The 25,145-nt window shown below is 62.6% G+C and carries 23 protein-coding genes and 2 pseudogenes; 4 read left to right on the forward strand and 21 right to left on the reverse strand.

The features are described 5' to 3' along the window. The gene (locus AB6806_RS14605; protein ID WP_133565867.1) at positions 1-417 is read left to right on the forward strand and encodes a Rieske (2Fe-2S) protein; all 417 of its coding nucleotides are present in this window, start codon (positions 1-3) and stop codon (positions 415-417) included. A 149-nt stretch (positions 418-566) separates the two neighbouring features. Here AB6806_RS14605 and dhaK read toward each other — a convergent pair whose 3' ends face one another. From dhaK to AB6806_RS14670, 13 genes are all read right to left on the reverse strand, one after another. Beyond that, positions 567-1,553: a dihydroxyacetone kinase subunit DhaK gene (gene dhaK / locus AB6806_RS14610; protein WP_370954815.1), complete on the reverse strand. Its 987-nt coding sequence runs from the start codon at positions 1,551-1,553 to the stop codon at positions 567-569. After that, the gene (locus AB6806_RS14615) at positions 1,550-2,005 is read right to left on the reverse strand and encodes a hypothetical protein (protein WP_112764873.1); all 456 of its coding nucleotides are present in this window, start codon (positions 2,003-2,005) and stop codon (positions 1,550-1,552) included. Before AB6806_RS14615 ends, dhaK begins: the two co-directional genes overlap by 4 nt. After that, complete coding sequence (locus AB6806_RS14620; RefSeq protein ID WP_370954816.1) at positions 2,002-3,606, reverse strand: phosphoenolpyruvate--protein phosphotransferase; 1,605 nt, start codon at positions 3,604-3,606, stop codon at positions 2,002-2,004. Before AB6806_RS14620 ends, AB6806_RS14615 begins: the two co-directional genes overlap by 4 nt. 6 nt (positions 3,607-3,612) lie before the next feature. After that, the gene (locus AB6806_RS14625; RefSeq protein ID WP_112764875.1) at positions 3,613-3,891 is read right to left on the reverse strand and encodes an HPr family phosphocarrier protein; all 279 of its coding nucleotides are present in this window, start codon (positions 3,889-3,891) and stop codon (positions 3,613-3,615) included. Between the two features lie 38 nt (positions 3,892-3,929). Next, the gene (gene dhaM, locus AB6806_RS14630; RefSeq protein WP_112764876.1) at positions 3,930-4,328 is read right to left on the reverse strand and encodes a dihydroxyacetone kinase phosphoryl donor subunit DhaM; all 399 of its coding nucleotides are present in this window, start codon (positions 4,326-4,328) and stop codon (positions 3,930-3,932) included. A gap of 4 nt (positions 4,329-4,332) precedes the next feature. Further along, on the reverse strand, positions 4,333-4,935 hold the full coding sequence (gene dhaL, locus AB6806_RS14635; RefSeq protein WP_133565743.1) for a dihydroxyacetone kinase subunit DhaL: 603 nt from the start codon (positions 4,933-4,935) through the stop codon (positions 4,333-4,335). A gap of 3 nt (positions 4,936-4,938) precedes the next feature. Further along, positions 4,939-5,952: an ABC transporter ATP-binding protein gene (locus tag AB6806_RS14640; RefSeq protein WP_370954817.1), complete on the reverse strand. Its 1,014-nt coding sequence runs from the start codon at positions 5,950-5,952 to the stop codon at positions 4,939-4,941. Beyond that, positions 5,945-7,066, reverse strand: coding sequence for an ABC transporter ATP-binding protein (locus tag AB6806_RS14645; protein ID WP_370954818.1), 1,122 nt, complete (start codon positions 7,064-7,066; stop codon positions 5,945-5,947). The genes AB6806_RS14640 and AB6806_RS14645 overlap by 8 nt, the downstream gene beginning before the upstream one ends. A gap of 3 nt (positions 7,067-7,069) precedes the next feature. Next, positions 7,070-7,294 carry a hypothetical protein gene (locus tag AB6806_RS14650; protein WP_142023252.1) on the reverse strand — a complete coding sequence of 75 codons (225 nt, stop codon included), beginning with the start codon at positions 7,292-7,294 and terminating at the stop codon, positions 7,070-7,072. Beyond that, positions 7,291-8,259 (reverse strand): carbohydrate ABC transporter permease, encoded by a 969-nt coding sequence (locus tag AB6806_RS14655; RefSeq protein WP_112764881.1) that lies wholly within the window; start codon positions 8,257-8,259, stop codon positions 7,291-7,293. The genes AB6806_RS14650 and AB6806_RS14655 overlap by 4 nt, the downstream gene beginning before the upstream one ends. Continuing rightward, positions 8,256-9,176: a carbohydrate ABC transporter permease gene (locus AB6806_RS14660; RefSeq protein WP_142023321.1), complete on the reverse strand. Its 921-nt coding sequence runs from the start codon at positions 9,174-9,176 to the stop codon at positions 8,256-8,258. The genes AB6806_RS14655 and AB6806_RS14660 overlap by 4 nt, the downstream gene beginning before the upstream one ends. Positions 9,177-9,311: 135 nt before the next feature. Beyond that, on the reverse strand, positions 9,312-10,619 hold the full coding sequence (locus AB6806_RS14665; protein WP_370954831.1) for an ABC transporter substrate-binding protein: 1,308 nt from the start codon (positions 10,617-10,619) through the stop codon (positions 9,312-9,314). A gap of 1,303 nt (positions 10,620-11,922) precedes the next feature. Then, positions 11,923-13,308 carry a porin gene (locus AB6806_RS14670; protein WP_142023250.1) on the reverse strand — a complete coding sequence of 462 codons (1,386 nt, stop codon included), beginning with the start codon at positions 13,306-13,308 and terminating at the stop codon, positions 11,923-11,925. Positions 13,309-14,020: 712 nt separating this feature from the next. Here AB6806_RS14670 and AB6806_RS14675 point away from each other — a divergent pair. Next, positions 14,021-14,803, forward strand: a complete 783-nt coding sequence (locus AB6806_RS14675) for a GntR family transcriptional regulator (RefSeq protein WP_081925600.1) — start codon at positions 14,021-14,023, stop codon at positions 14,801-14,803. A 599-nt stretch (positions 14,804-15,402) separates the two neighbouring features. On the opposite strand, the pseudogene AB6806_RS14680 reads toward AB6806_RS14675, so the two are convergent. The 8 genes and pseudogenes from AB6806_RS14680 to AB6806_RS14715 all read right to left on the reverse strand — a co-directional run. Further along, positions 15,403-15,900, reverse strand: a pseudogene (locus tag AB6806_RS14680) (aldehyde dehydrogenase family protein); the annotation flags it as partial. Between the two features lie 174 nt (positions 15,901-16,074). Beyond that, a complete protein-coding gene (locus AB6806_RS14685) occupies positions 16,075-16,839 on the reverse strand; it encodes a fumarylacetoacetate hydrolase family protein (RefSeq protein ID WP_370954819.1) in 765 nt (254 codons plus the stop codon). A gap of 129 nt (positions 16,840-16,968) precedes the next feature. After that, positions 16,969-17,816, reverse strand: a pseudogene (locus AB6806_RS14690) (fumarylacetoacetate hydrolase family protein). A gap of 67 nt (positions 17,817-17,883) precedes the next feature. After that, on the reverse strand, positions 17,884-19,182 hold the full coding sequence (locus AB6806_RS14695; protein WP_142023247.1) for an ABC transporter substrate-binding protein: 1,299 nt from the start codon (positions 19,180-19,182) through the stop codon (positions 17,884-17,886). A gap of 56 nt (positions 19,183-19,238) precedes the next feature. Further along, positions 19,239-20,087 (reverse strand): carbohydrate ABC transporter permease, encoded by an 849-nt coding sequence (locus tag AB6806_RS14700; RefSeq protein ID WP_038367040.1) that lies wholly within the window; start codon positions 20,085-20,087, stop codon positions 19,239-19,241. A gap of 10 nt (positions 20,088-20,097) precedes the next feature. Further along, positions 20,098-21,036, reverse strand: coding sequence for a carbohydrate ABC transporter permease (locus tag AB6806_RS14705; RefSeq protein WP_142023246.1), 939 nt, complete (start codon positions 21,034-21,036; stop codon positions 20,098-20,100). A gap of 71 nt (positions 21,037-21,107) precedes the next feature. After that, on the reverse strand, positions 21,108-22,160 hold the full coding sequence (locus tag AB6806_RS14710) for an ABC transporter ATP-binding protein (RefSeq protein WP_133565734.1): 1,053 nt from the start codon (positions 22,158-22,160) through the stop codon (positions 21,108-21,110). 169 nt (positions 22,161-22,329) lie between these two features. Next, positions 22,330-23,130 carry an IclR family transcriptional regulator gene (locus AB6806_RS14715; protein WP_370954820.1) on the reverse strand — a complete coding sequence of 267 codons (801 nt, stop codon included), beginning with the start codon at positions 23,128-23,130 and terminating at the stop codon, positions 22,330-22,332. 108 nt (positions 23,131-23,238) lie between these two features. On the opposite strand from AB6806_RS14715, the gene AB6806_RS14720 reads away from it, so the two are divergent. Both AB6806_RS14720 and AB6806_RS14725 read left to right on the forward strand, forming a co-directional pair. Next, positions 23,239-24,000, forward strand: coding sequence for an SDR family NAD(P)-dependent oxidoreductase (locus AB6806_RS14720; protein ID WP_142023245.1), 762 nt, complete (start codon positions 23,239-23,241; stop codon positions 23,998-24,000). Positions 24,001-24,034: 34 nt separating this feature from the next. Continuing rightward, complete coding sequence (locus AB6806_RS14725) at positions 24,035-25,042, forward strand: Gfo/Idh/MocA family protein (RefSeq protein ID WP_185748063.1); 1,008 nt, start codon at positions 24,035-24,037, stop codon at positions 25,040-25,042. Positions 25,043-25,145: the final 103 nt, after the last annotated feature.

Here is a 25,145-nt window from a genome sequence, read left to right on the forward strand (position 1 = left end):
ATGGCCAAATACGTCATCGGCCCTGCCGCGGACCTGCCGCCCGGCCAGCGTCTCGTCACCGAGGTTGCTGGCCGCAAGGTCGTGATCTTCAATCTGGGCGGCGAGTTCTTCGGCCTTTTCAATCGCTGCCCGCATCAAGGGGGAGACCTTTGCATGGGCCGCACCACCGGGCTGGTCGAGGCGGGGGTGGAGCCGGGGCAGTACAGCTACAGCAGGCGCGGCGAGATCCTGCGCTGCCCCTGGCATGGCTGGGAGTTCGATATCCGCACGGGCAAATCGCGCGCTGAGCCTGACAGGATCCGTGCCAAACGCTACGAGGTCGAGGTCCGGCCCGGCAAGGATCTTTTCGATGGCCCTTATCAGGCCGAGACCGTGCCAGTCTTCATCGAAAAAGACTATCTCATCGTCGAAGCATGACTCATTCGCAGAGCTGAAGCTGCAGCAAGCGTCCTGGCAAAGACCATCATGCTCTAAAAGTGCGCCTCAAGCTGACTCATCCCTCCATGAAGCGCCAAAAGCCGACCTTGGGTCTCGCGCCGATAGCCGACATTCGAACGTTGCGATGCTTACCCCCATCGTAGCGCGGCCGTATGGACCGGCGCGTCCCAGAGTTGGATCAGGCTGTCGTCCAGCGCCGTCACGGTCAGCGAACAACCCGCCATGTCCAGAGAGGTGACGTAAGACCCAACCAGCCCACGTGTGATGGCGAGACCGCGCCCCGCCAAGACGCGCCTTGCAGCATTGGCCATCAGATAGAGCTCCATGGCGGGCGTCCCGCCGAAGCCATTGACGAGCAGCAGGCAGGGCGCGCCGCCCTTCAGCGAGAGATCGTCGAGGATCGCGCCCATCATTTCGTCGGCGATAGCGTCCGCCGTTGCCAGCTTCATGCGCCGCCGGCCCGGCTCGCCATGGATGCCGACGCCCATCTCCATCTCATCCTCGGCGAGCGTGAAGGTCGGCTTGCCGGCTGCAGGCACGGTGCAGGATGTGAGGGCCACGCCCATCGACCGGGTGCGCCGGTTGACCTCCTCGCCGAGGGACTTCAGCGCGTCGAGGTCGCGGCCCTGCTCGGCGGCGGCGCCGACCATCTTCTCGACAATCAGCGTGCCTGCGACGCCACGCCGACCGGTGGACCAGGTCGAGGCCGGGACCGCGACATCGTCGTCGGTGACGACGGTCGCGACCGGGGTCTGGGCCATCTCGGCCGCCATCTCGAAATTCATCACGTCGCCTTCATAGTTCTTGACGATGAAGAGCGAGCCCGCCGCCGTACCGACGGCGTCCACCGCCGCCAGCATCTGGTCCGGCGTCGGCGAGGTGAAGACCTGCCCCGGACAGGCGGCATCGAGCATGCCGGTCCCGACGAAGCCGGCATGCAGGGGTTCGTGGCCAGAGCCTCCACCCGAAATCAGCGCAACCTTGCCAGGCTTCAGCACCTTGCGCCGAACAAACTTCTCCTCTTCGCCGAGCATGAGGATATCGCCATGGATGGCGGCGAGTCCCTGGAGGCTCTCCGACAGAATGCCGTCGACCGCGTTGATCAGCTTCTTCATCGGCTCCCCCCCTGCCCGTCGGCGTCTTCGTCGTCGGCGGCCGGGATCAGCGACACCAGGCCGCGCGCGACGCCCAGCACGATATGGTCGGCCCGGGCATTCAAGTCGGCGCTGCCGAAATCCGGCAGCTCGACGACCAGCCGGCGCATCGGCCGCCCGGCATCGACCACCTCCAGGCGCCCCGGATGCGCAGCGCGATAGGCGTTCAGGAAGGCCTGCCGCTCCGGGGGCGCGAAATGGCAGACATGGAAGATCGTCTCCAGATGCTGCACCGGCACCGGCGTGGCATAGGCGGGGCTGATGATCTGCGAAATGAAGCTGCGGTTCTTGCCAATGGCTTCCGCCAGCCGCTGCCGGGTGCCGGAGGGTCGGTTCTCGATGACCGCGCGCAGGATCGCCTTGTACGCGGCCAATGGCGAAGAGTCGGCCGGGAGGGTTTCGGGGCCGGTCATACGTCCGTCCTTGGCTCCGAGAGATCGACCTCACGGATCGCTTCCTTCGCCATCGCCAACAGCCCGGGAGAGACCGATACGGCCCGGACGCCGGCTCGGAGCAATGCGGCGATGGCACGCGGATCGCCCCCCGCATCGCCGCAGAGACTGACCTCTCGACCAAGCTCGGCACCATGGCGCGCGACATGGGCTATCATGGCGAGCACGCCGGGATGCAGGACATCGGCATAGGCCGCGACCTCCGACCCATCGCGCGCGGCGGCGGTCGCGTATTGTGTCAGATCGTTGGAGCCGATCGAGAAAAAGGCGGCGTCGAAGCTCGCGACCGCCATGGCGGCGGCCGGAACCTCGACCATGATGCCGAGCGCAGGCGCTGCATGCGGCAATCCTTCCGCCGCGAGTTCCGCCAGAACGCTGTCCAGCAGCACTCGCGCTTGTTCCAGTTCCAGCGCTGCGGTGACCATGGGCAGCATGACCTTGAGCGGGCCCAGGCTCGCCGCCCGGGCCAACGCCCGCAACTGGACGCGAAAGACCTCGGGATGGCGCAGGGACAACCTGATGCCACGCAGGCCAAGAAAGGGATTGGTCTCGCCATCGATCGTGTAGCCGGCGATGGGCTTGTCTCCGCCGGCATCCAGCGTGCGGATCGTCACCGGCCGGCCGCCAGCCCAGTGCAGCAACGCGGCATAGGCCTCGAACTGGCGCGCTTCATCCTGCAAGGCCTGCTCGACCAGGAACTCCGTGCGGGTCAGGCCGATGCCGTCGCAAGCCTCTGCCGGGAAGCCGACGAGATCGGCCATCCCCGCGACATTGACCATCACGGCGATCGGGGTCCCGTCGCGGGTCAGCGCAGGCTCACGCTTGCGGGTTTCCGCCTTGCTCCGCAGGTGGCCGAGCTCGTCTGCCCGCCGTCGCGCCTCGTCGATGCTCGCGCGCGACGGGCCCGTCAGAACGAGACCTGCCATGCCATCGACGACGACCGTGCCGGAGACCGCCTCCCAGTCGGAGCCGATGCCGACCACCATCGGCACGCCACGCCCGCGCGCCAGCATGGCGACATGGCTGGTCGGGCTGCCGGCCCCGAGCACGATGCCGCCGCCTTGCGACCAATCGATGCCGAGGAAGGCGGAGGGCGGCAGATCCTGCGCCAGGATGACCGCGCCGGGCGGCGCATTCGTCAGTTCGGGCAAGCCGAAAAGCTGGCGCAGAACCCGGTCCCGGATGTCAGACAGATCTGCGGCGCGGGCGCGGAAATAGGCGTCGTCAGACGCCTCATACCCCGCGATCTCCTCCGCCAGCGCCTGTCGCCAGGCCGCGTCAGCCGGCACGCCGCGCTCGATTGCCGCATAGGCGCCCTCGGTCAAGGCGTCGTCTTCGAGCAGTGCCACCTGAAAGCCCACGATATCGACAGCCTCGCCGTGAAGACTGGCCGCCAAGGCCGTGACGGCCCGAAGGGAAGCGGCAACGGCGTCCGCCAGAGCCTGTCGCTCACTTGAGACTGGGCCCTTCTCGCGCCGCATCTCGCCGACGGCGCGAAAGGCCACCGCCGGGCCGAAGGCGAGCCCGGTCGATGCGGCGAGGCCGGAAAGGCGGCGTTCCATCACGCCTCACTCCTCATCGAACTTGCGTGCGACGATATCGACGAGCGCAGCGAGCGCAGCCGGAGCATCTTCGCCGCTGGCCTTGAAATGCAGCATTTCGCCCTGGGCCGCCTTGACGCGCATGATCTTCACCGGGCTCTTGGCATCCGTCCACGGGCCGGCCGCGCTGGTGGCGACCTCGATACGGGAGCCGAAGCGCTTGGCGATCTGGGTAAGCTTCACCGAAGGCCTGGCATGAAGCCCGATCTTGTTGGTGAGCAGGGCGCTGGCCGTCACCTCCTGCATCCTTGCATCCCTCTCACTACCTTTGGCCGACATGTCATTCATGCCGACATGAGTTCCTCGGCCGTCGCCTGCACGACGGCCAGCGGCGAGCCGCCGGACGCTTCGGTCGCGGCCATCACGGCGCCTTCCACAATCGGTGCATTACAGATGACGATGCGCTCGCGCCGTTCCTCCGGCATCATTTCCACCGCCATCTCGCTATTGGTCTCGGCCCCGCCGAGATCGACCAGGATGGCGACGCCCGCTTCCGACCATGCCTCGTCGATCGCCGCCATGATGGCAGCGACATCGGTGCCCAGGCCGCCTGCGGCATTGCCCCCGGCCGCGGCCAGCAGGACATTGTCGCCGACCATCTGGCGAACCATGTCGGCGGCGCCTTCGGCGACCTTGGCCGAGTGCGACACGATGACGATGCCGACATTCTTGCTGGCTGTCATGCTTTCAGGCTCCGATGGCGTTGCAGATTGCGGTGGCGAGCAGGGCCGACGAGCGGGCCCCGGGATCCATATGGCCGATCGAACGTTCGCCGAGAAACGAGGCGCGTCCGCGAATGGCCTTGAGCGGCACCGTCGCCTCGGCCGCAACCCTGGCGACTTCGGGAAGGCGCGTCGTGAGATCGGCGCCGCCATGGGCGAGTGCGGCCTGGAGCGGCGCCAACACGTCGAGCATGGTCTTCTGGCCGAGATCGGACTTGCCTCGCGCCTTCACGGCCTCGATCGCTGCGGCCAGCGCCCGCGCCACATCCGCAATCGTCGGCTCCGGCGGCAGCTCCTTACCGAGCGTCATGAATAGCGTGCCGTAGAGCGGCCCTGAGGCGCCGCCGACTTTCATCACCAATGTCGTGCCGATGGCCTTCAGGGCGTCGGGCAAGGGCTTTGCCGTGATCGGATCCATGTCCGCCAGCACCGCCTCGAAACCACGCTTCATGTTCAGGCCGTGATCGCCGTCGCCAATGGCCTGGTCAAGCGCCGTCAATTCATCGGCATGGGCCACGATTGCCCCGGCCATGGCCTCGATCAGCTTCTTCTTCAACGCGTCGTCCATGGTTCACCTCACCCGCTGGCCGTCGGCGTCGAAGAACAGCGGCTTGAGCAGGCTCACGCTCACCTCGTCGCTGACATCCAGGCCTTCATCCGGATCGACCAGGCTGACGATCTGCTGCTGGTTCACGGCGATATGCAGGTGGTTCTGATCGCCGAGCCGTTCGATCCAGTTGACCTTGCCCGTCACCGCACCGTTCCTGGCCTTGGCGATGGCGAGATGTTCGGTGCGCACGCCAATCGTGGTCGTGTTGGCCGGCGCCTCCAGATCGGGGAAGAGCGCGCGCGGCAACAGGTTGATGCCGGGGCTGCCGAGGCGGGTGGCGACATAGATGTCGGTCGGGTCCTCATAGATGCTGCGCGGCGTTCCGATCTGCACGAGGCGGCCGTGGTTGATCACGCCGATGCGCGAGGCCAGCGTCATGGCTTCGGTTTGATCATGCGTGACGTAGAGGATGGTCGCACCGAGATCCTGCTGGATATGCTTCAGCTCGATGCGCAATTCCGCGCGCAGCTTGGCATCGAGCGAGGAGAGCGGCTCATCCATCAGATAGATCGACGGGCTGCGCACCAGGGCACGGCCGATCGCGACGCGCTGCATCTGGCCACCGGAGAGCTGCGTCGCGCGGTTCTGCAGCTTGTCCTCGATCTTGAGGAGCTTCGCGACATGGCCGACCGCGCGCCGGATCTCGTCCTCGGGCGTGCGCCGTGTCGGCGACCGCAAGGGGAAGGCGAGATTGTCGAAGACGCTCAGATGCGGATAGAGCGAGTATTGCTGGAATACAAAGGCGACGTCGCGCGCCGCCGGCGGCAGCGCCGTGACATCGACGCCGCCGATGAAGATGCGGCCGTCATCCGGGGTCTCCAGCCCGGCAATGAGGCGCAAGGCCGTCGTCTTGCCCGCGCCCGTCGGCCCCAGCAGCACGACGAACTCGCCATCGGCGATGGTGAGCGACAGATCGCTCGCGGCCTGCACCGAACCGAACCGCTTCGAGACCTGCGTCAGCGTGACCTCAGCCATGGGAGCGCCTCGTCGTGCTGGCCTCATGCAAGGCGGAGCGGATCGCCTTTCCCGTCACCGCATCGAACAGCGATAGCCGCTCCGGCCTGAACGACAGGCTGACGCGGTCGCCGGCGGCCACCGGCAGATGGGCAGGCAAGCGCGCCTTGAGCTTGCCGCGCGGGGTGGCGACCGTCACGATCTGGTTCGTGCCGAGATATTCGGTGCCAAAAATCTCGCCCGGAAGGGCGCTGCCCTGCCGGCCGGGATCGCCGATGACGATCTGCTCGGGCCGCACCCCAAGCGCCAGCGGTCCGGGCGCGTGGCTCTCGCGCAGTTCCGGCAAGGTCACGCAGGCGGCATCGATGCTGACCGAGGTCGAGCCCGCAATGGTCGCGCCGTCGAAACGGATGAAATTCATCGCGGGCGAGCCGATGAAATCCCCGACGAACATCGAATTCGGGCGGTCATAGATCTCCTGCGGCGAGCCGAGTTGCTCGATCACGCCATCATTCATCACCGCGATCTTGTCGGCCATCGACATCGCTTCGAGCTGGTCATGGGTGACATAGACCGTCGTCGCCTTCAGCCGATCGTGCAGGGCGCGCAGTTCGCCGCACATCAGATGGCGGAACTCGGCGTCAAGCGCGCCCAGCGGCTCGTCCATCATGAAGGCCTTCGGTTCGCGCACGATGGCGCGTCCGAGTGCGACCCGCTGTCGGTCGCCGCCGGAAAGACCGGAGACCGATTTGTCGAGCAGATGCTCGATGCGCAGCACGCGCGCCGCTTCCTCGACGCGCCGTCTCGTCTCGTCCCTGGACACCCCCATCGAGACCAAGGGAAAGCTGATGTTCTTGCGCACGTTCATATGCGGGTAGAGCGCAAAGAGCTGGAACACCATGGCGATGTCGCGTTCGCGCGCCCGCTTGAAGGTGACATCCTCACCATCGAGCCGGATGCTGCCGGAGGATGGCAGCTCCAGCCCCGCAACCATCCGCAACGTCGTCGTCTTGCCGCAGCCGGAGGGACCCAGCAGGCAGAAGAAATCGCCGTTCTCGACCGTGAAACTGGTATCGCGCACCGCCATGAAGGCGCCGAACCGTTTCACCAGATTATCGACCCGGATCTCGGCCATGGCTCACTCCGGGAATTTGGTGACGAAGGTGAACATGACGACGCCGATCAGGGTCGTGACGAAGGAATGGCCGTAGAGCGTCAGCGAGAAGGGCTGCAGCAGCATCAGCACGCCGGCCGAGATCAGCAGCGTCGCCAGTGTCTCCATCGGTCCGCGTCGCAGCGCCCTCGGCCAGCGCGATGCGGCCGCGCCTTGCGGCTCACGGGTATGGCTCGGATGCCGGTTCATTTGCGCACCGCCCCGAAGGTGATGCCGCGCAGGAGGTGCTTGCGCAGCAGCACGGTGAAAACCAGGATCGGGATCAGGAACAGCGTCGTTCCCGCCGCGACCGCCGGCCAATCCTGCCCGCCCTCGCCGATGATGATCGGGATGAAGGGTGGCGCGGTCTGCGCCGTGCCCGAGGTGAGCAGCACGGCGAAGGCATATTCGTTCCAGGCGAAGATCAGGCAGAAGATCGCGGTCGCGACGATGCCGGTCGTGGCCTGCGGCAGCACGACCTTGCGGAAGGCCTGCAGCCGCGTGTAGCCGTCGATCATCGCCGCCTCCTCGTATTCGCGGGGAATCTCGTCGATGAAGCCCTTGAGCAGCCAGACGGCCAGCGAGACGTTGACCGAGGTGTAGAGCAGGATCATGCCGAGCCGCGTGTCGGAGAGGCCGAGCTCGCGATACATCAGGAAGATCGGGATCGCGACGGCGATCGGCGGCATCATCCGTGTCGAGAGGATGAAGAACAGCAAGTCGTCCTTCAGCGGCACCTTGAAGCGCGAGAAGGCATAGGCCGCGCAGGTGCCCAGCCCCACCGAGAGCAGCGTCGAGCCGAAGGCGATGATCAGCGAATTGACGAAGCGCGGCACATAATTCGACGGGCCGACGACCACCATGCTGCGCGAGCGTGCGATCTCTTCGCAGGCGGAATTCGCAGGCGGGAGCGAGGCGAGATAATCCGCCGTCTGGCGCGAGCGCGTGTTGAACAGGTTGCAGTAGCCTTCGATCGAAGGCTCGAAATGCACGAACGGCACGACCTTGGGCGGGTAGGAGATCGAGTCCGGCGGCGTCTTGATGCTGGTCAGGCCGATCCAGAGCAGCGGCACGATGGCCACCAGCGCGTAGAGAACGACGATGGTGCCGGCCAGCAGCTTGACGCGTCCGCTCGGCGCGACGACGGAATGAGCCGTGGAAAGAGCGCCGCTCATCGTGCCTTCACCTTGTTCAGCGCCTTCACATAGATGTTCGCCAGCCCGAACACGGCAACGAACAGGATGATCGCGAAGGCGGAGGAATAGCCGGTGCGCCAGGCCTCGAAGGCGGCGCGCTTCAGCGTGATCGAGGCGAGTTCGGTGGTCGAGCCCGGGCCGCCCGAGGTCAGGAGGTTGACCATGTCGAACATCTTGAAGTTCTCGATGCCGCGGAAGAGCACGGCCAGCATGATGAAGGGCAGGCACATCGGCAGCGTGATCGAGATGAATTGCCGCCAGTTGCTGGCTCGGTCGACCTCGGCTGCCTCGTAGATGTAGTCCGGGATCGAGCGCAGGCCGGCCAGGCAGATCAGCATCACATAGGGCGTCCACATCCAGGTATCGACGATGATGATCGCCCAAGGGCTCAGCTTCACATCGCCGAGCATCTGGAAGGAGGACGGCGCAATACCGGAGAAGAACGAGACCACGTAATTGAACAGACCGATCTGCGGCTGGTACAGGAAGGTCCAGAAATTGCCGACCACCGCCGGCGACAGCATCATCGGGATCAGGATCAGCGTGGTCCAGAAGCCATGGCCGCGGAATTTGCGGTCGATCAGGTAGGCCAGCGCAAAGCCGCTGACGGTCTGCAGCAGGATCGTCCAGAACACGAAATGCGCCGTCGCCTGCATGCGCTGCCAGATTTCCGGATCCGACAGGATCGTCTGGTAGTGATCGAGCCCGACATTGCGCAGCGGCGCATTGGGGCGATTGGCGCGGTAATTGGTGAAGGAGAGCTGGATCGTCCAGATCAGCGGGAACAGGTTGATCGCAAGCAGGAGGATCATCGTCGGCGCGATGAAGATCCAGGCGATGGCTTTGTCGCTGAGACCCCGGACCCGCTGGGCGATCGGGGAATAGGCTGCGCGCATCGCTGCCGCGCTCCTGATGCCGGTGACGTCGCTCGCATTCATGACTCAGCACCGTTCAAAGGCAAGGTCGATGACTGGCTGCGCCACCTGCGATGAGGCGCAGCCCCGGTTCGGCTGGGCGAAGGCCCGCTTGCGTCAGAACTTGCCGTCTTCCTTGAAGACCTTGGTCCAATCCTGGATCAGCAGGTCGAGCGCCTCTTTGGCGGTGCCCTTATCCGCCACGACATAGTCGTGAACGCGCGCCTGTTCCGCCTGCAGCAACTGCGCGTAGGACGGCTCGGCCCAGAAATCGACGACCTGACCCATGGCGACGAGGAAATCAGCCGCGAAGGGCGCGGATTTGGCGAAACCGGGATCGTTTAGCACGCCCTTGTGGCAGGTATAGCCGCCGAGCTCCCACCACTTCTTCTGCACGTCGAGCGAGGCGAACCATTTGACGTAGGCCAGCGCCTCGGCCCGGTTCGGCGAATAGGCGACGACCGAGAGGCCCTGACCGCCGAGCTGCGAGCCCTTCTCCTTCTCAGGCGGATTGACGAAGAAGCCGATCCTGTCGCCGCCGACATTGGGATCCTTGTACAGGCCGGGAAAGAAGGCGAACCAGTTCATCTGCAGGGCCGCCTGTCCGGATTTGAAAGCGTCCAAGCCCTCTTGCATATAGGCGTTGGAGTAGCCCGGCGGGGTGCAGCATTTGTACAGGGACTTGTAGAACTCCAGGCCCTTCACGGCATCGTCGGAGTTGACGAAACTGGCCATGGCGTAGGGCTTCTTCGGGTCCTCATATTTGAAGCCGAAAGGATAGAGCGCGTTGGCGACGCCCATCGTGATGCCTTCCGAGCCACGCTCGGTGAAGATCGCCGCGCCATAGACCTTCTTGCCGTCGATGTCGCGGCCCTGGAAGAACTCGGCGATCTGCTTCAGCTCGGTCTGCGACTTCGGCGCGGCGAGCTCGCGGTTGTATTTGGCCTTGAATTCGGCCTGCAGCTCGGGTCTGGAGAACCAATCCTTGCGGTAGGTCCAGCCGAGCGCATCCCCCATGGCCGGCAGCGCCCAGTAGTTCGGCGTATTCTTCGGCCATTCGGCATAGCCGGTGACGGTCGCCGGCATAAAGTCGTCGATCTTGATCCCTTCCTTGGCGAAGAAATCGTTTAGTTTCACGTAATGATTGTTCTCGGCGGAGCCGCCGATCCACTGCGAGTCACCGATGATCAGGTCGCAGAGCTTGCCCTTGGAATTGAGCTCGTTGAGCATGCGGTCGGCGAAATTCGGCCAAGGCACGAACTCGAACTTCATTGCGATATTGGTCTTGGCGGTGAAGTCTTTGGAGAGCTCGACCAGCGCATTGGCCGGATCCCAGGCCGCCCAGCAGAGCGTCAGCGACTTGCCCTGGGCCTGAGCCTCCGTGGCAGCCAGCGCGGCGCTCCCGGCAATGGTCGCGGCAAGCATCCAGGTCCTGATTATTTTCATGATCTTCCCTCCCTTGGCGTGCCGTCACCAGCCGTCATTGGGGTGACGGGTGAACCTGCGTGACCGCGAAGGGCACAGCCGGAAGAAGGGGCACGGCCGACGCGGGGCGTTTCCTCACGCCGCCTCGGAACTAACCGTCCAAGTTCAGCGATTTGTTTAGTAGGCCGCCAATCACTAAACATGTCAAGCGATGAAGATGGCCGACAACATGCTGCAATGCGGTGATTTTTGCCGCGATGCACAAGTTTAGTGAATTCCTGAGTACCGTCGGGTTTGGGGCAGCGTGGCCCGTCATGTGCTTCATCAAGCGGAAGCAGGCTTGCCTGACAGGTCCGCGAAGCGGTCGATCGAGCATGGGGAACTCAAGCGCGACGGGCCAGACGGCGCTTAAGACGTTGTCGCCAGTGGACCCGCCGACCTTCTGCCGAGGGCGGCGAGCCTCTACGCGTATAGCCCCTTCCCCAGGATTGAGTTCGAACCCTTTGGGCGCGCCATTTCGGTCATACCGATACAGAACTGCGAATACTCGGCCGCCCAAGGAAGGATGCGCGGGAAGGGAGCGCTCCATAGCGCCGCTCTGCAACTATTTCCCAACGGGGCCGCATCGCGCCAGAAGCGGATGCTGGAGGCCTGCCTGGGAGCGGATGTTCGATTCGAACGTGCTTTTCGTCGTTCATCGAGAGCCCCTCCAGACGCAGGAAAAGCCGAGATGTCAGGCGGAGGAACTCGCATTGGCTGGGGCCTCGGCACGGCGCCAATTGCACCCGCCGTGATAACCGAGCCGAGCATGCTTTAACGCAACAAATGTGGAGGCGCCGGGGTCGGCGCGCTCCACATCTTCAGCTGTCAGCGAATACTATCGAGTACTCACTTAGCCTCCGCTGATTGGGCAACGCAGGCCGCTTTTAGACAATAGAGGGTCGGGTCTCGAAACTCGATCGGATCATTGTCTACCATCAGACGTGCCATGCGCCTCGCACTTAGTCAATACAGAATCGAATTGACTCATGAATCATTCTCAATCGGATTGGTGGACAAATTCCATTATCTGAAAAACTGGCTTTGGCCCGTCTCCGCCTCAACTCGATCTGGATGATAGCTACCCCCAAGCCGCTCCCCGCAAACGAGATACGGATCCGGGAGGTTGCGGCACGGCAAGCTGCGGGTCGATGAAGATCGAGCAGCGATAACAATGCTGATCAAGCCGGTGCCGGAGAGGAATGCCGCCAGAAAAAAAGCCCCGGGTTTCCCCGGGGCTTCCGACTAGGATCGCGAGAGGCGATCAGAAGTCGCGCTGGATGCGCAGGCGGCCAGCAACCGAGTCTTCCGACTTGATGCCGAGGACCGCGCTGCGAGCAGCGGCGTTGCTCACGCTGCCGACCGGCGAACGGATATCGAGGTGCGAGTAGAGCACTTCGACACCGATATCCAGGCCGGAGACCGGCGACCAGATCAGGTTACCAGCGAGGATGAGCTCCTTCGGATCAGCCGAGCGAGCGGTGAGACCACCGAAAGCAACCGCCGCCGCGTCGAGGTACTTGAACTTCACCTCGGAGTACGAACCGAAGATCTCGGTGCGCAGGGTGGGGGTCCAGAAGTGGCGGAACGCCGCGACGACCGACCAGCCGGTCGAGTTGTCGACATTGCCGGTGACCGGGTTCAGCGCGGCATCAGCCAGCACCAGACCGCCGATGCGGCCGAGACCCAGGCTGCCCGGGCTCCAGCCGAGATAGCCGAGAGCGCCGTCAGCATAAGCAGCCTGCAGCCAGAAGGCGTCGCCAGCGGCGAGCATCGGCAGGTTGATCTTCACGCCGCCCTGGATGGCCCAGACCATCTCGTCGCCGTCGACAGCGCCGAGAGCCGCAGCCGTGGCGTACTTACGCTGGCCGATAGCGCCGGACAGCTGAGCCGAACCCCAGCCCTGATCGACGCGCAGCGACGCGATCAGATCCGGGTAGTCCTGACCCTGGACGACGGCCGCAGCAGCGCCGCCGCCGACCAGCGGGTTGAACACCGCGCCCGGCAGCTCGCGGCCGGACGTGCCCGAGGTGCGGTCTTCCGCCGAGATCGTGGCCGAGAAGCCCGAACCGAAGGTGGCGGTGTAGGCCAGCAGGTTGACGCGCGTATCCGACGTGCGAACCGAGTTGAAGCCGAGGTCGTTGGCGTAGAAGTCGAAGAACGACTGAGCGCGACCAGCGGTGATCGGGCCGAACTGGACGAAGGCCAGGTCGAGCAGCGAGCCGGTGGAGGTCGACGAAGCGCCGCGGACGAAGCCCGGGACAGTCGCGCCGACGTTGAACGGGGTGATGCCGCCGGCACCGTAGATGCCGGTGTTGTTGGTCAGCTCGTAGCGGATGAAGGTGCGCAGCGTGCCGTAGGCGGTCGCGGTGCGGACGTCGATGTTCAGACGGCCACGGGCGCGGGTGCCGTAGGCATCCTGGTAGTCGCTGTAGCGGCTGCCGACAGCGTACTCGGCGCGAACGCGGCCCGAGATGCGCAGGCAGGAGTCGGTGCCCGGGATATAGAAGAAGCCGGCACCGTAGGCGGTGCAGACGCGAACGTATTCGACCGGAGCGGCCTTCCGCGAAGGAAGATCGGCGGCCTGAGCCCCGGCGACCGCGGCGATGCCGGCGGCGGAACCGAGGAGGAGGCTCTTGACGAGCTTCATTTGATAAACCTCCAAAAAGTTAAGTCGGAGCGACACCATGTTGCCGCATTGAACCGCCTGTCGCTGACGTAGGCGCACTTTCTGGATACAATGTTGACATAAATCCGATCAATCTGAATATCAGATCCAGACTCTCTTACGCGACAGATGTTGCATTTTTGGCACTGGCCCTGCGCCGGGCGAATCCGCAATCCTGTATCTCATCGCGCCATTGAATCGATTGGAAAAGTCTCGACATACGCGGCGACCGTGCGGATGACTTGTCCGCCGAGCCAAGGGCGCGATGCTGCGCCAATCGCATGAGTGCGCTCATGCGATCGAAACCGCGCCAGCATGAAATATGATCTGCTTCAGGGAACAATAATCCCGATCGTCGTTCCCATCATTGAGATTCCTGCGAAATAAGAAATAGATCGAGCGAGTAAGATCGCGCGAGTCAGGCCTCAGAGAAGACGTTTGCGGTGGATCGTTACCGCGACGCGGGCAAGTCCTGATAGCATTGCGTCCAGAGGACGGGGCTTTTGGACGGGAACCGAGCCCGCAATCCTTTTAAAGCAATCCGGATGCAGCCCAGAATAACCTTGTCCCCTGTGAACAAGGGGCTTTTCTGGCCTGCCAATCATGATAACGTGATCGTGAAAGGGGCAGACTGCACGCGGCTTCCTGGGCAACCAGGCGAGCTGATGCGGTCTATTACGGCAATCAGGACCTGATGAATCGACAGAACGAGAGCTTTCTCTCACCAGCGCTCTCTCGGATGCCCGCGGAAGCACTTCGTGTTGTGCCACTGAGCGGTGTCGAGGCTCAAATTTATGCGCGGCTCTGGCGTTGCGTTGCCGAACGAAAGCTTCGTCCGGGCACAAAACTGAACGAGAGCATTATAGGAGATGTTTTCGGCGTCAGCCGCACGGTTGTTCGCAAGGTTCTTAACATCCTAGAACAGGAGGGGGTGGTTCACCTTCCACAAAACCGCGGCGCATTCATTGCCGTCCTGGACCTGTCGGACGCACGCTCGACGCAGGAAGTGTTCGCGATGACGGTTACGCATCTGGTGACCCAATTGGTGCATTCAGACGTTGTTATTTCCGATGAGCATCGTGCTTTGCTGGATGAGCATATCAAGGTGCAGTCTGAGTTCGATTCGTCAGGCAATCACGATCGAGCTCTTCAGCTAAGAGCAGAGTTTTGGATTCTGCTGGCTGGAGTCTACGGCAATGTGCTGTTAACGCACCTGTTAGCCCGCCTTGCCGTCAGATATGTTCTCGCACAATCGTTTTTTGACAGAAGCGGCCTCCTATCGGCCGATGCTCGGTTTCAATCCTTGCTCATCAAACGAATCGCGGAAAAGGAATCGGAAAAAGCCCTTTCTATGATCGGAGAATTTCTTGGCCTGCTACGCAAGTCCTTGATTACGGATCGTGAAAGCGAGGACGTCGACCTGAGATCGCTGCTATCCGCCAATGGCGGCGGCGCTCGCTCCATTTGCATCAATTAGGCTGGGATTTTGCACGAAAATTTCTACTTGAAGGGCCGTCCCTGCAGATGGCCTGCCTCTCTGGAGTGTCCTGTTTTCCATCCAATACATGGTCGGCTTTGCGTCAGAAGCGGTCATTGAGCCACGGTCGGAAAGCGGACGCTCAAACCGATTCGTTCGAAAGAATTTTGCGGTCCAGATCAAGAATTGCGGCGGATGGGCTTTCTCATGCCGTTTCGCGCCCGAGCGTCTCGGTCGAAGACAATTCAATTACGTAATGCTGTTGTGACCGCGGCGAAAAACGCGTCGCCCCGGCCATTCTTCGCGCGCGCGGGAGTGCCGTTTTCCAAAGCTGCGGATGGCCGCCGCAATGTCACGCAGCCCTGGGAATACACCGATGTCGACGACCACAGCGGCTTGCTCCGCATGGAATACGACGTCGCTGACGGCCTCACCGTCTTCGGCAGCGCGGGCGCCTCGCACAGTAATGTTGAGCGATACTTAGCTTCTGCGACGACGATAACCAGCGTCCTGGGGACGACCAGCACCTCGCCGCAATTCTACCATCTACAATCCCGTGCGCGTGCCGGAAATCACACCTCTGCGCATAGGGCGGCAAGTGCCGCTTTCAGCGAGGTCGTGCAGATGCCTGAGGAGAGGCCGAACTCGGTGTCGTTGGCCACGGCCAGCGCCTCTTCGTAATCCTTGACGCGAACGATGTTGGCGACCGGGCCGAAGACCTCCTCGCGCGAGATGCGCATGGCGTTGGTGGTCTCGGTGAACAGCGCCGGCTGAAGGTAGAAGCCGGGGGTGTCGCGCTTCAAGAGCTCGCCGCCGAAGGCGAGCTTGCCGCCCTCGTCCTTGGCGATCTGGATGTATTTCAGGTTCTGGTCGAGCTGGCTCTGGTCGACCACCGGGCCGATATGGGTGCCGGCCTTCAGCGCGTCGTCGACATTGAGACCTTTCAGCCGCTCGATGCAGGCCTCGACGAACCTGTCGTGGATGCCGGCCTGGACGATCAGGCGCGAAGACGCGGTGCAGCGCTGGCCGGTGGAGAAGAAGGCGCCGTTCACGGCGACCTTCAGATCGGCGTCGTCGAGCACGACGAGCGGGTTCTTATGGAGTCCAGACAAGCGGCACATCTTGCTACGCGACCTAGCCGTCGGGCGACCCCGGGTTCGAAAAGCCTTGACGCCGGCTTGATTGATGCGTGGAGCCGACTGGCGCCCCCTTCGGCGGAGTGGACGCGAAGAACGTACACTCTCAATGCTCGTGGCGAGCAAAATCCGGCACTATTCGGAAAAGCGCACGGAAATCCGGCCTAGCTGCGAAATACGAGCGTCCAACAGCCCAGCGGCGCGGATCGGCAGGACGCCGCAAAGGCTCCCCGTGGTCACGAGCTGTCCCGCCTTCAATCCTCCGAGATTGTCGCTTTGCGCGTTTGCATAAGCCAGCAATGGCAATAACGGATCTCCCGCGGGATGGGACGCAGGGGCCTCGTAGAGAGGCTGTCCGTTCAGCATCACGTCGCATGCGAGGCCATTGATCTCGCTGAGGGCGGAGAGCGGGACGCTTTCGCCAACGACATACCCCCTATTTCCGAGATTATCCGCGAGAAAGGATAGGAATGGCACGCTGGCCGCGCTGTCGAGCCGTCCGCCGATGACCTCGATTCCAAGCACGACGTTTTCGATCGCGTCGAGAATATCGCAGCGCTGATAAGCCCCGGTCTCACGCCTTGGAAGATCTTGACGGAGGTGAACCGCGAGCTCGACCTCTATGGTGCAGTCGGGGAACAGGGAAATTTCCGCCGCGTCGGGATATAGATACAAGAGCGGGGCGGCGACCGGCAGTTGCTGCGGCCCTATCGCCACTTTCCAGCCGCCGATGGGTCGAGCAAGCCGCTCCTGCACCGAGGCCTGTACCTGCATGGCACTCACTGGACTGTGCGGCACCGGCATCGAGGAGGAAGCAACCCTCTTTCCAGTCAGATGGGCGCGGACCAGCTCATCTGCGAAAGATTGGTTTTCGGAAGGGCGCGAATGCTCAAGAGCCATTCTGACCTCTTTGCCTATGGCCTATCCAGGCCGATGGCGACACGGAGAATTGACGGCTCGCGCGGTGCTCCGATCGATGAGCGATCGCACTGGCACTGCAGCAGGAGGGATGCTCACCGCGAGATGCGATCAGGCTGCGTCAGCGACGACGGCCTGCCTCTGTTCGCCCAGTCCCTCGATGCCGAGCGTGATGACTTGCCCGGGGCGCAGGTAGGCGGGAGGCTTCATTCCCTGCGCGACGCCAGCCGGCGTTCCCGTGATGATCACGTCGCCGGGGTGAAGCGTCATGAGCCCGCTGAGATAGCTCACGATTTGAGCGACGCTGAAGATCATGTTCGCGGTCGTGCCGTCCTGGCGCCGGACGCCATCGACATCGAGCCAAAGCCGCAGCGCCTGAGGGTTCGGGACCTCATCAGCGGTGACGAACCAAGGCCCGATCGGCCCGAAGGTGTCGCAGCTCTTGCCCTTGGTCCACTGACCAGTGCCCTCGCTCTGCAGCGCCCGTTCAGACACGTCATTGGCGAGGAAGTAGCCCGCGACATGTTCGAGGGCACGCGCCTCCGACACATATTTTGCCTTCGTTCCGATCACGACCCCCAACTCGACCTCCCAGTCGAGCTTGGTGGACCCGCGGGGCTGGACGATGTTGTCGTTGGGGCCGACGATCGCGCTCGTCGCCTTCATGAACACGACCGGCTCGACGGGCGCCTGGTTGCCCGTCTCTCGCGCGTGATCGATGTAATTGAGCCCGATGCAGATGAACTTGCCCACGCCGCTGAGGCAGGGCCGATCCGATCGACCTGCTCAATGACAGGCAGCGTTTTGGGGTCGCGCGCTGCAATCCGTCGAAGTCCATCGGGGGTCACGGACGCGCCGTTGACGTCCTGAACGACCCCGCTGAGATCCCGGATCGTGCCGTCGCTTTCGAGAAGAGCAGGCCGCTCCCCGCCCGCCGGTCCGTAGCGAAACAACTTCATATGTGACTCTCCATGAACCGCGGGTGGGCAGGGATGCCCGTCCCACCCGCCTGGCCTTGTGGTGCGATCACTGCGCCTTGGTCAGCGCCTCGTCGTAGCGCTTGACGACTTCCGCATAGGCGTTTTCGGGCGTCTCATCCTTCAGCACCATCCTCTGGAAAGCTTCGCCAAGGATGGTGTGGAAGGTCGACAGAATGGGCGAATAAGAGACCGCCTGGCCGCGCTGACTGACCAGTTCGGCCCAGCGCTTCTGATTCGCAGCGGCTTCGCTCTGCAGATAGGGCGCGGTATAGGTCGACTTCCTGGAAACCACCTCGCCGCCCTCGGCCGCGATCGCCTGCGCCTCCGGGGAGATGACGAACTTCATGAAGGTCCAGGCGGCATCCTGCTTCTTGGAATTCTTGTTCAGGGCGATCGAATAGCTGTAGACGGTCTGCTTGTCCGACGGCGTGTAGGACGGGGCCGGGGCCCAGGCCAGATCGTCTCCTGCTCCTTGCGTCTGGACCGTCTTGAAGCGGTACAAGCCGAAATTCGTCATCGCGATCGTGCCGGATCGCAGGCCGTCATGGACCTCGTTGATCCCCATCTGCGCGCTGCGCAGCGACGTCACCTTACATTTGGTGAACAGGTCCTTGATGGTCGCTCCGGCGCGGATGAAGTTCTCTTTCGAGAACGCGATCTTGCCGTCCGGCGCGAAGTAACGCCCGTCCGAGCCGACGAGCATCGTGCTGAGGAAGAACTCCGCGAGGCTTTGGGCACCACCAATGCCGCCGGTCGCGCCGAGCGGGACGGCGAAACCGTTGATGTTCGGCTGCTTGAACTTTGGTCCGGCCGCGCAGACCTCCTCCCACGTCTTCGGCGGCGTCACGCCCGCTTCCTGGAGGGCGCCCTTGCGGTAGACCAGGATCGGGATGCGGAAGTCCTGGGGTAGGCCGTAGAGCTTGCCGTCGATCTGGGCCGTCGAGAGCGGCAACAACCAGTCGTCATCCGGAATCCCATCCTTTTTGACGAGGTCGTTCAGCGCCAGGAGATTGCCCGTGGCCGCGTATTCGGGAAGACCGAAGCTCACGACACGGATGACGTCGGGCGTTTCGCTGCGGGATTTGACCGCCCTTGTTACCGTCTGGCCCGTGGGATCGACCAGAAGACGAATTTTGATGTCCGGGTGCTTGCTCTCGAAAGCCTGGATCATCTTCGTCTGGGCTGCAGACCGAGGATCATTGGCATTATTGGGGTCGAGGAACGTCGAGTAGACGATTTCCGTCGCTTGGGCGGCGGCCCGCTCCGTGAAGGAAGTGGATACGCCGGCGCAGACGGTCAATGCGACGGCTGCCTTGATCAATGTGCGTCGTGACGTAGCGCTCATGAGTGTTTCCCCTCTCTCGTTGGTAATTCTGGCGCGCGGGTAAGATTTCTTGCCGATCAGCCTTTCACAGCCCCTGCCGTAAGGCCGGAGATGAACCACTTCTGAACCAGACCGAACATGAGAATGACCGGCATGGATGCGATGACGACGAAGGCCATCATGTAAGACCACGAGATGCCGACCGCGTCGAAGACCTGGTTGACCAGCGCAACCTGAAGAGTCCGCTTGGCGACCTCGGGCGCAAAGACGGCAACCGTGATGTAGTCGTTCCAGGTCGTGACGATGCCGATGGTTGCGACTGCGGCGATGCCCGGCCGGATCAGCGGAAGGATGAGGTGCCAGATGATCTGAAAGCGGTTTGCGCCATCCATGAAGGCGGAGTCTTCGATCTCCACGGGAACGGCTTCGACGAAGTTCGCAATGAACCACACCGTCTGGGGAATGATCCTCGCCGACAGGATGATCGTCACGACGATCCCGCTGTTGAGCAGCCCGATCGAGTCGAGCAGGTAGAACGTCGGGACCAAGAGCGCGACGCCCGGCACCATCGAGGTTGCCAGAATCGTCAGCATCAAAGTGCGCTTGCCTTTGAACGAGAAGCGCGCGGCTGCGTAGCCCGCGGGGATCCCGACCAGCAGGGCGAGAGCCACGGCGCCAACGGAGTAGGCGACGGAATTCCAGAAATCCCGAAGGAACGACTGGTCGCGAAACACTTTGAGGTAGTTTTCCAATGTCGCAGTGCTGGGCCAGAGCGTCGGCGGCACGGCCACGGCTTCGACTTCGGTCTTGAATGAAGTCGCCAGGGCCCACGCCACAGGCCCGAGCACAATGACCGCAAAGATGAAGGACAGGAGGATTGCGGGGATTCGCCCATTCGGGCGACCGGAGGATATGGCGGCGCTCATATGACAGATCCTATCCAGTGACGCGGCCAGTAAGCCGGGTGTAGACCACACCGAGCGCAACGTTGATCAACAGGACAACGATGGAGACGACAGCCGTGGGCCCAATATTGACGGCCTGAACAGTTCCGCGGAACGCCTCGAAGCTCAATGTCGTCGTTGAACCCAATGGGCCGCCGCCAGTCATGACGATAATCAGCGTCATGAGGGTCAGGTACATGATCGACAGGGTCAGTGCAGTGCTGCCCAATGTCGGAAGGATGTGCGTCAGGGTGACATAGCGAAACTTGACGAGCGCCCCGCCGCCGTCAATTTCCACGGCTTCGTAAAGCTCCTTGGGAATTGACTGCATGGCAGCGGTGGCCATGACCATCACATAGGGAAAGGACCACCACGCGGTGACGATGATGATCAGGGGCAATGCGAGGCCCGGATCACCCAACATGAGACCAGGCTCGATCCCCACGGCCTGCATCAGATAGGGTATAGGTCCAAATGACGGGTTCAGCAGCCAAAGCCATATGCTGCCCACGACCGACATCGACAGCGTCCAGGGGAACAGAATGAACACCCGCAGGACCGAACCGGTCGCGCCGGCGTTGTTCAGCACGAGGGCCGCGGCCATCCCGAGAACAACCGCGCCAGCGAGCGATCCGACGACGTAGGTCAGCGAGACAAACACCGTGTTCCAGAACGCCGACGAGCCGAAGACCTCGTAAAAATTCGCCAGGCCTACGAACCCTGTGAGCTCGTAGTACCGCGTTTTCTGGAAGCTCAACCAACCAACGAAGAACGTCGGATAGAGCGTGACCAGAAACAGGACGACGATCGCTGGTGCGAACCAGAGATAGGGGATCCACGAAAAGCGAGCTCGGCTCTGCGTGTCCGACGTGTCGCCAAGAAGACCAGCCCCGGAAGTGGCGGTCGCGGCCTGTGTGTGGCTTGCTGACATTTCAGTTCCGTATGAGTTCTCTCGACCACGGCTGCACTCGCGATGCAGCCAGGGAGCAAAGTCTTCGGTACTTAGGAAAGGCGGCGGCCATCCTGTTCGCTGAACACGTGAACCCGCGAAACATCCGGCCTGACCCGAATGATTTCGCCCGGCTGCGGCAGATCTGAATCCCGAAAAATGCAAACGATGCTCTGGGACCCGTGACGCGCAATGACCTGCGTCTCAGCCCCCGTCGGTTCGACGACGGCCACAGTGAGAGCCAGTCCGTCGTCGCTCCTGACGAGATGCTCGGGCCGGACGCCGTAGACAGCGCCGGACGACAGATGCTCCAAGCCGGCCGGCAGGGTCAGAACCGACCCATCTTCCAGAAGGAACCGACCTCGCTCGCAGCGGCCCTTCAGGAAGTTCATCGCGGGCGATCCGATGAAGCCAGCCACAAACATGTTGGCGGGGTTGTTGTAGAGCTCAAGCGGAGCGCCGACCTGCTCGACAATTCCATCATGCATGACGACGATTTTGTCGGCCATGGTCATGGCTTCGACCTGATCGTGGGTTACGTAAACGGTCGTGGTCTTGAGGCGCTGATGCAGCTCCTTGATCTCGGTGCGCATCTGCACGCGGAGCTTGGCATCGAGGTTCGACAGCGGTTCGTCGAAGAGGAAGACCTGCGGATTTCTAACGATGGCGCGCCCCATTGCGACGCGCTGCCGCTGGCCACCCGAAAGTTCGCGCGGATAGCGATCAAGCAGCTTGGTCAGGCTGAGGATTTCCGCGGCGCGCTTGACGCCCGCTTCACGCACGTCCTTCGGAGCCTTTTTGAGCTTCAGCGAGAAGCCCATATTCTCCGCGACGGTCATGTGGGGATACAGCGCGTAGTTCTGGAACACCATCGCGATGTCGCGCTCCTTCGGCGGAACGCTGTTTACCGTTCTGCCGCCGATCCGAATCTCCCCGCCTGAGATATCCTCGAGGCCGGCGATCATGCGCAGCAAGGTCGACTTTCCGCATCCGGACGGCCCGACCAACGTCACGAACTCACCGTCGCGAATGTCGACCGTTACACCGTGGATGACAGCCGCGGTGCCGTAAGCCTTCCGGACTGCGTTGAGCTCAACATTAGCCACTCGTTTCCTCCCTCGGCCTCTGAGCGGCCATTTTTTTAGTTGGCCAGGATCTGGCTGTTAATGGAACGATATTCCATTAGCATGCTGAATGTCAATTCGAACCTCTCGCGCCGCGCATTTCTGCGGCACGAAGCAGAAAATATATAATATTATCAATATTTTGTGGCGATTACGCCGTGGTCACCTGCCTGACGGAGGAGGCAATTCGGTACGGCCAGAGAGCAGAAAGCTCCTGCGCAGCGGCCTTTACCTGCTCCCCCACTCGTGGAACGACGAGGGGGGAAAAGCGATGGATCGGGCCGGCAACACTTACGGTGCCCACGACCTGCTCGCCGACGCGAATTGCAGCCGCCACGGCGGCAACGCCGGGCTCGGCCTCTTCGATCGCAGTGGCCCAGCCTCGCTCCTGCGTCTCGTCCAGGGCAGCCGAGAAAGTCTGCTTCGTCGTGATGACCCGAGGGCCTCCCTTGTCCGACGTTCCCAGTCCACTGGCGACGGCTCGGGCGAGGGCTTCGTCACGATCGAGCGTCGCCAGCCAAGCTTTACCATTGGCCGTCATATGAAGGGGAACTTTTGCGACAAGTTCAGGCTGGTATATCAATCCTGTTCTGGCGCCTTGCGAATGAGCAATCCAGGTTAGTCCGTCAGGATCGACGATAGCGATCCTGCCAAGACCTTCCGTTGTGCTTGCCAATCGATCGAGAATGGGCTGGCAGATGTCCGGAATACGCGTCCCGACCAGAAGGCGCTGGCCAACCACGGCCAAGCGCAACGATAGGCGGTAGAAGCCGCTATCGGCGTCCTGCTCGGCCCATCCGAGGTCGCACAGGGTGGTGACAAGCCGATGCGCCGCACTTTTCGGCACATCCAAGCGGCGGCTGATCTCTCCGAGCGGCATCGCGCCGGCATTCTCGCTCAGCAGAGTGATGAGGTCGAAGCAGCGTTCGACGAGGGATTTGACAAGCCGCATGGCACCACTGTAGCAAGAGGTTGTTGGAACGACATTCCATTAGCATGATCCGCTGGTTTTCGCAAACTTCGCGGCCCGATAACCCGCCAAGGAAGCCTGGGAGCCACCATGAGGTCAATTCAGCAGGACCTGTCGGGAAAGATCGCCGTGGTCACCGGCGCCGGCCGCGGATTGGGAAAAGCCATCGCCGACGTTCTCGCCGGCCGTGGCGCCCATGTGGTCGTCAACGATCTCACGCTCGAACTGGCCGAAGAGGCAGCCGCCTCCGCACGGGCTCGAGGCGAGAGTGCCAGTGCGATCGCTTTTGACGTAGCCGACCCGAACCAGGTCGAGATTGCCTTCCGAAGGATCCGGGGGGATCACGGCCGGGTCGACATCCTGATCAATAACGCCGGCATCGGCGATTTTGTGAGCTTTCCAGAAATCACCCCCGAAAAATGGGACCGGATGCTCAACATCCATCTGAAAGGCTCGTTCAATTGCTGCCAGGCCGTGCTCGCCGGCATGAAGGAGCAGAAGTACGGGAAGATCGTCAACATCAGTTCCGTGGCCGGAAAGCGCGGCGATTTTATCGGCAATGCGCATTACACCGCTGCCAAGGCTGGGATTATCGGCCTGACGAAGTCCCTCGCGCTCTACGCCGCCCCGTTTGGCATCAACGTCAATGCCATCGCGCCGGGATTGGTTGCCACGGAGCTCAGCGATGAGATGAGCAGCGAGATGAAGGCGACGACCATCTCGCGCATTCCCGCCGGCCGCCTTGGTCGCCCAGAGGAGATCGCGCGGGCCACGGCTTTCCTCGCGTCTGACGACGCGAGCTACGTCTTCGGAGAGACCTTAAGCGTCAATGGCGGCTCCTACATGGATTGATTGCCTCGACACCCGGGTTGTCACGGAGCTTCCGATGAAGATCGCCATATTTGACGTCAGCCACTGGCATTTCCCACTGTATCTGTCGCCGCTGGGAGACCCTGGCATCGAGGTCGTGGGGATCTCGGATAGTGAAGCGTTTGCCGGCACTCGTTTCGCGCAACAACTGAACTGCAAGCTCTTCGACTCCAATGAAGAGCTTCTCGAAGAGGAATTCGACTTTGCCCTGGTGTTCAGCCGTCATTCCAGGATGGCGGGACTGGCCGAGCGGCTCATCGAGCGTGGTATTCCGTTTCTGATCGAGAAGCCCTGCGGGCTCGATCTGCAGGAAGTTCGCCGAATCCGGCAATTGGCGGAGCAGCGCGGCGTCTATGTCAGCGTTCCCTTCATCAATCGTGTGAGCGACTGGGCCGCGCGGCTGTCGCCCGCCGAAGGCTTTACGCCGGAGGGCTTTCAGCACCTCTCGTTCCGGTTCGTCGTTGGGCCGGTCGAGCGCTATGAGCGCAACGGGTGCGGCTGGATGCTGGACAAGCAGCAGGCTGGCGGTGGGTCACTGCTGAATGTCGGCATCCATTTCATCGACCTGATCGCGACTCTGACGGGCGCCCCGATCACTCACGTTTCAGCCCAGGCACGCACATATCGACCCGACGTCACGGTCGACGAGCAGGCTGTGCTCACCTGTCAAAATGCGGCAGGCCAGATCGGAGTGATCGAGACGGGCTACCTGTATCCGTCGACGGCAGAGGATCAGCGCGACTTCGCGTTCTCCATCTCGCACAGCACCTCCTACATACGGGGATATGCCGACCAACTTTATCTGAAGGCACGCGATCAGGCGGCGGGACAGTCCATAACGGTCGAGTACAACACCGACGCTTATTACCCGGTGTTCCTGAGGCGCAGCTGGGCGGATCTGGTCGAGGGGCGCCCGCCTTTCGCAGGTCTGCGCGAAGCCGAACACGCGATGGCTGTCCTTGAGGCAGCATACCGTTCCGCAGCCAATGGCGGCGCCCCCCAAACAGTCGAGCATGCCCCATAGGGCCCCTCCCCCCGAGCGGCTCGAACCCGCCGCGATGCCGAGCGCGTTCGTCGACCTCTGAGATCGATCGAGCCGAACGGGAAACAGACGAAAGAGGAAACAC

Origin of the sequence: Allobosea sp. RCC_152_1 (assembly GCF_041360765.1) — a bacterium.
Classification (GTDB): Bacteria; Pseudomonadota; Alphaproteobacteria; order Rhizobiales; family Beijerinckiaceae; genus Allobosea; species Allobosea spartocytisi.

Coding starts and splice junctions, on each gene's coding strand:
- AB6806_RS14675 (WP_081925600.1), top strand. CDS start 14,021: ATGAATCGACAGAACGAGAGCTTTCTCTCACCAGCGCTCTCTCGGATG.
- AB6806_RS14615 (WP_112764873.1), bottom strand. CDS start 2,005: ATGACCGGCCCCGAAACCCTCCCGGCCGACTCTTCGCCATTGGCCGCG.
- AB6806_RS14700 (WP_038367040.1), bottom strand. CDS start 20,087: ATGAGCGCCGCCATATCCTCCGGTCGCCCGAATGGGCGAATCCCCGCA.
- AB6806_RS14660 (WP_142023321.1), bottom strand. CDS start 9,176: ATGCGCGCAGCCTATTCCCCGATCGCCCAGCGGGTCCGGGGTCTCAGC.
- AB6806_RS14625 (WP_112764875.1), bottom strand. CDS start 3,891: ATGCAGGAGGTGACGGCCAGCGCCCTGCTCACCAACAAGATCGGGCTT.
- AB6806_RS14605 (WP_133565867.1), top strand. CDS start 1: ATGGCCAAATACGTCATCGGCCCTGCCGCGGACCTGCCGCCCGGCCAG.
- AB6806_RS14665 (WP_370954831.1), bottom strand. CDS start 10,619: ATGCTTGCCGCGACCATTGCCGGGAGCGCCGCGCTGGCTGCCACGGAG.
- AB6806_RS14670 (WP_142023250.1), bottom strand. CDS start 13,308: ATGAAGCTCGTCAAGAGCCTCCTCCTCGGTTCCGCCGCCGGCATCGCC.
- dhaK (WP_370954815.1), bottom strand. CDS start 1,553: ATGAAGAAGCTGATCAACGCGGTCGACGGCATTCTGTCGGAGAGCCTC.
- dhaL (WP_133565743.1), bottom strand. CDS start 4,935: ATGGACGACGCGTTGAAGAAGAAGCTGATCGAGGCCATGGCCGGGGCA.
- AB6806_RS14645 (WP_370954818.1), bottom strand. CDS start 7,066: ATGGCCGAGATCCGGGTCGATAATCTGGTGAAACGGTTCGGCGCCTTC.
- AB6806_RS14725 (WP_185748063.1), top strand. CDS start 24,035: ATGAAGATCGCCATATTTGACGTCAGCCACTGGCATTTCCCACTGTAT.
- AB6806_RS14695 (WP_142023247.1), bottom strand. CDS start 19,182: ATGAGCGCTACGTCACGACGCACATTGATCAAGGCAGCCGTCGCATTG.
- AB6806_RS14640 (WP_370954817.1), bottom strand. CDS start 5,952: ATGGCTGAGGTCACGCTGACGCAGGTCTCGAAGCGGTTCGGTTCGGTG.
- AB6806_RS14655 (WP_112764881.1), bottom strand. CDS start 8,259: ATGAGCGGCGCTCTTTCCACGGCTCATTCCGTCGTCGCGCCGAGCGGA.
- AB6806_RS14705 (WP_142023246.1), bottom strand. CDS start 21,036: ATGTCAGCAAGCCACACACAGGCCGCGACCGCCACTTCCGGGGCTGGT.
- AB6806_RS14715 (WP_370954820.1), bottom strand. CDS start 23,130: ATGCGGCTTGTCAAATCCCTCGTCGAACGCTGCTTCGACCTCATCACT.
- AB6806_RS14685 (WP_370954819.1), bottom strand. CDS start 16,839: ATGGCTCTTGAGCATTCGCGCCCTTCCGAAAACCAATCTTTCGCAGAT.
- AB6806_RS14650 (WP_142023252.1), bottom strand. CDS start 7,294: ATGAACCGGCATCCGAGCCATACCCGTGAGCCGCAAGGCGCGGCCGCA.
- dhaM (WP_112764876.1), bottom strand. CDS start 4,328: ATGACAGCCAGCAAGAATGTCGGCATCGTCATCGTGTCGCACTCGGCC.
- AB6806_RS14620 (WP_370954816.1), bottom strand. CDS start 3,606: ATGGAACGCCGCCTTTCCGGCCTCGCCGCATCGACCGGGCTCGCCTTC.
- AB6806_RS14720 (WP_142023245.1), top strand. CDS start 23,239: ATGAGGTCAATTCAGCAGGACCTGTCGGGAAAGATCGCCGTGGTCACC.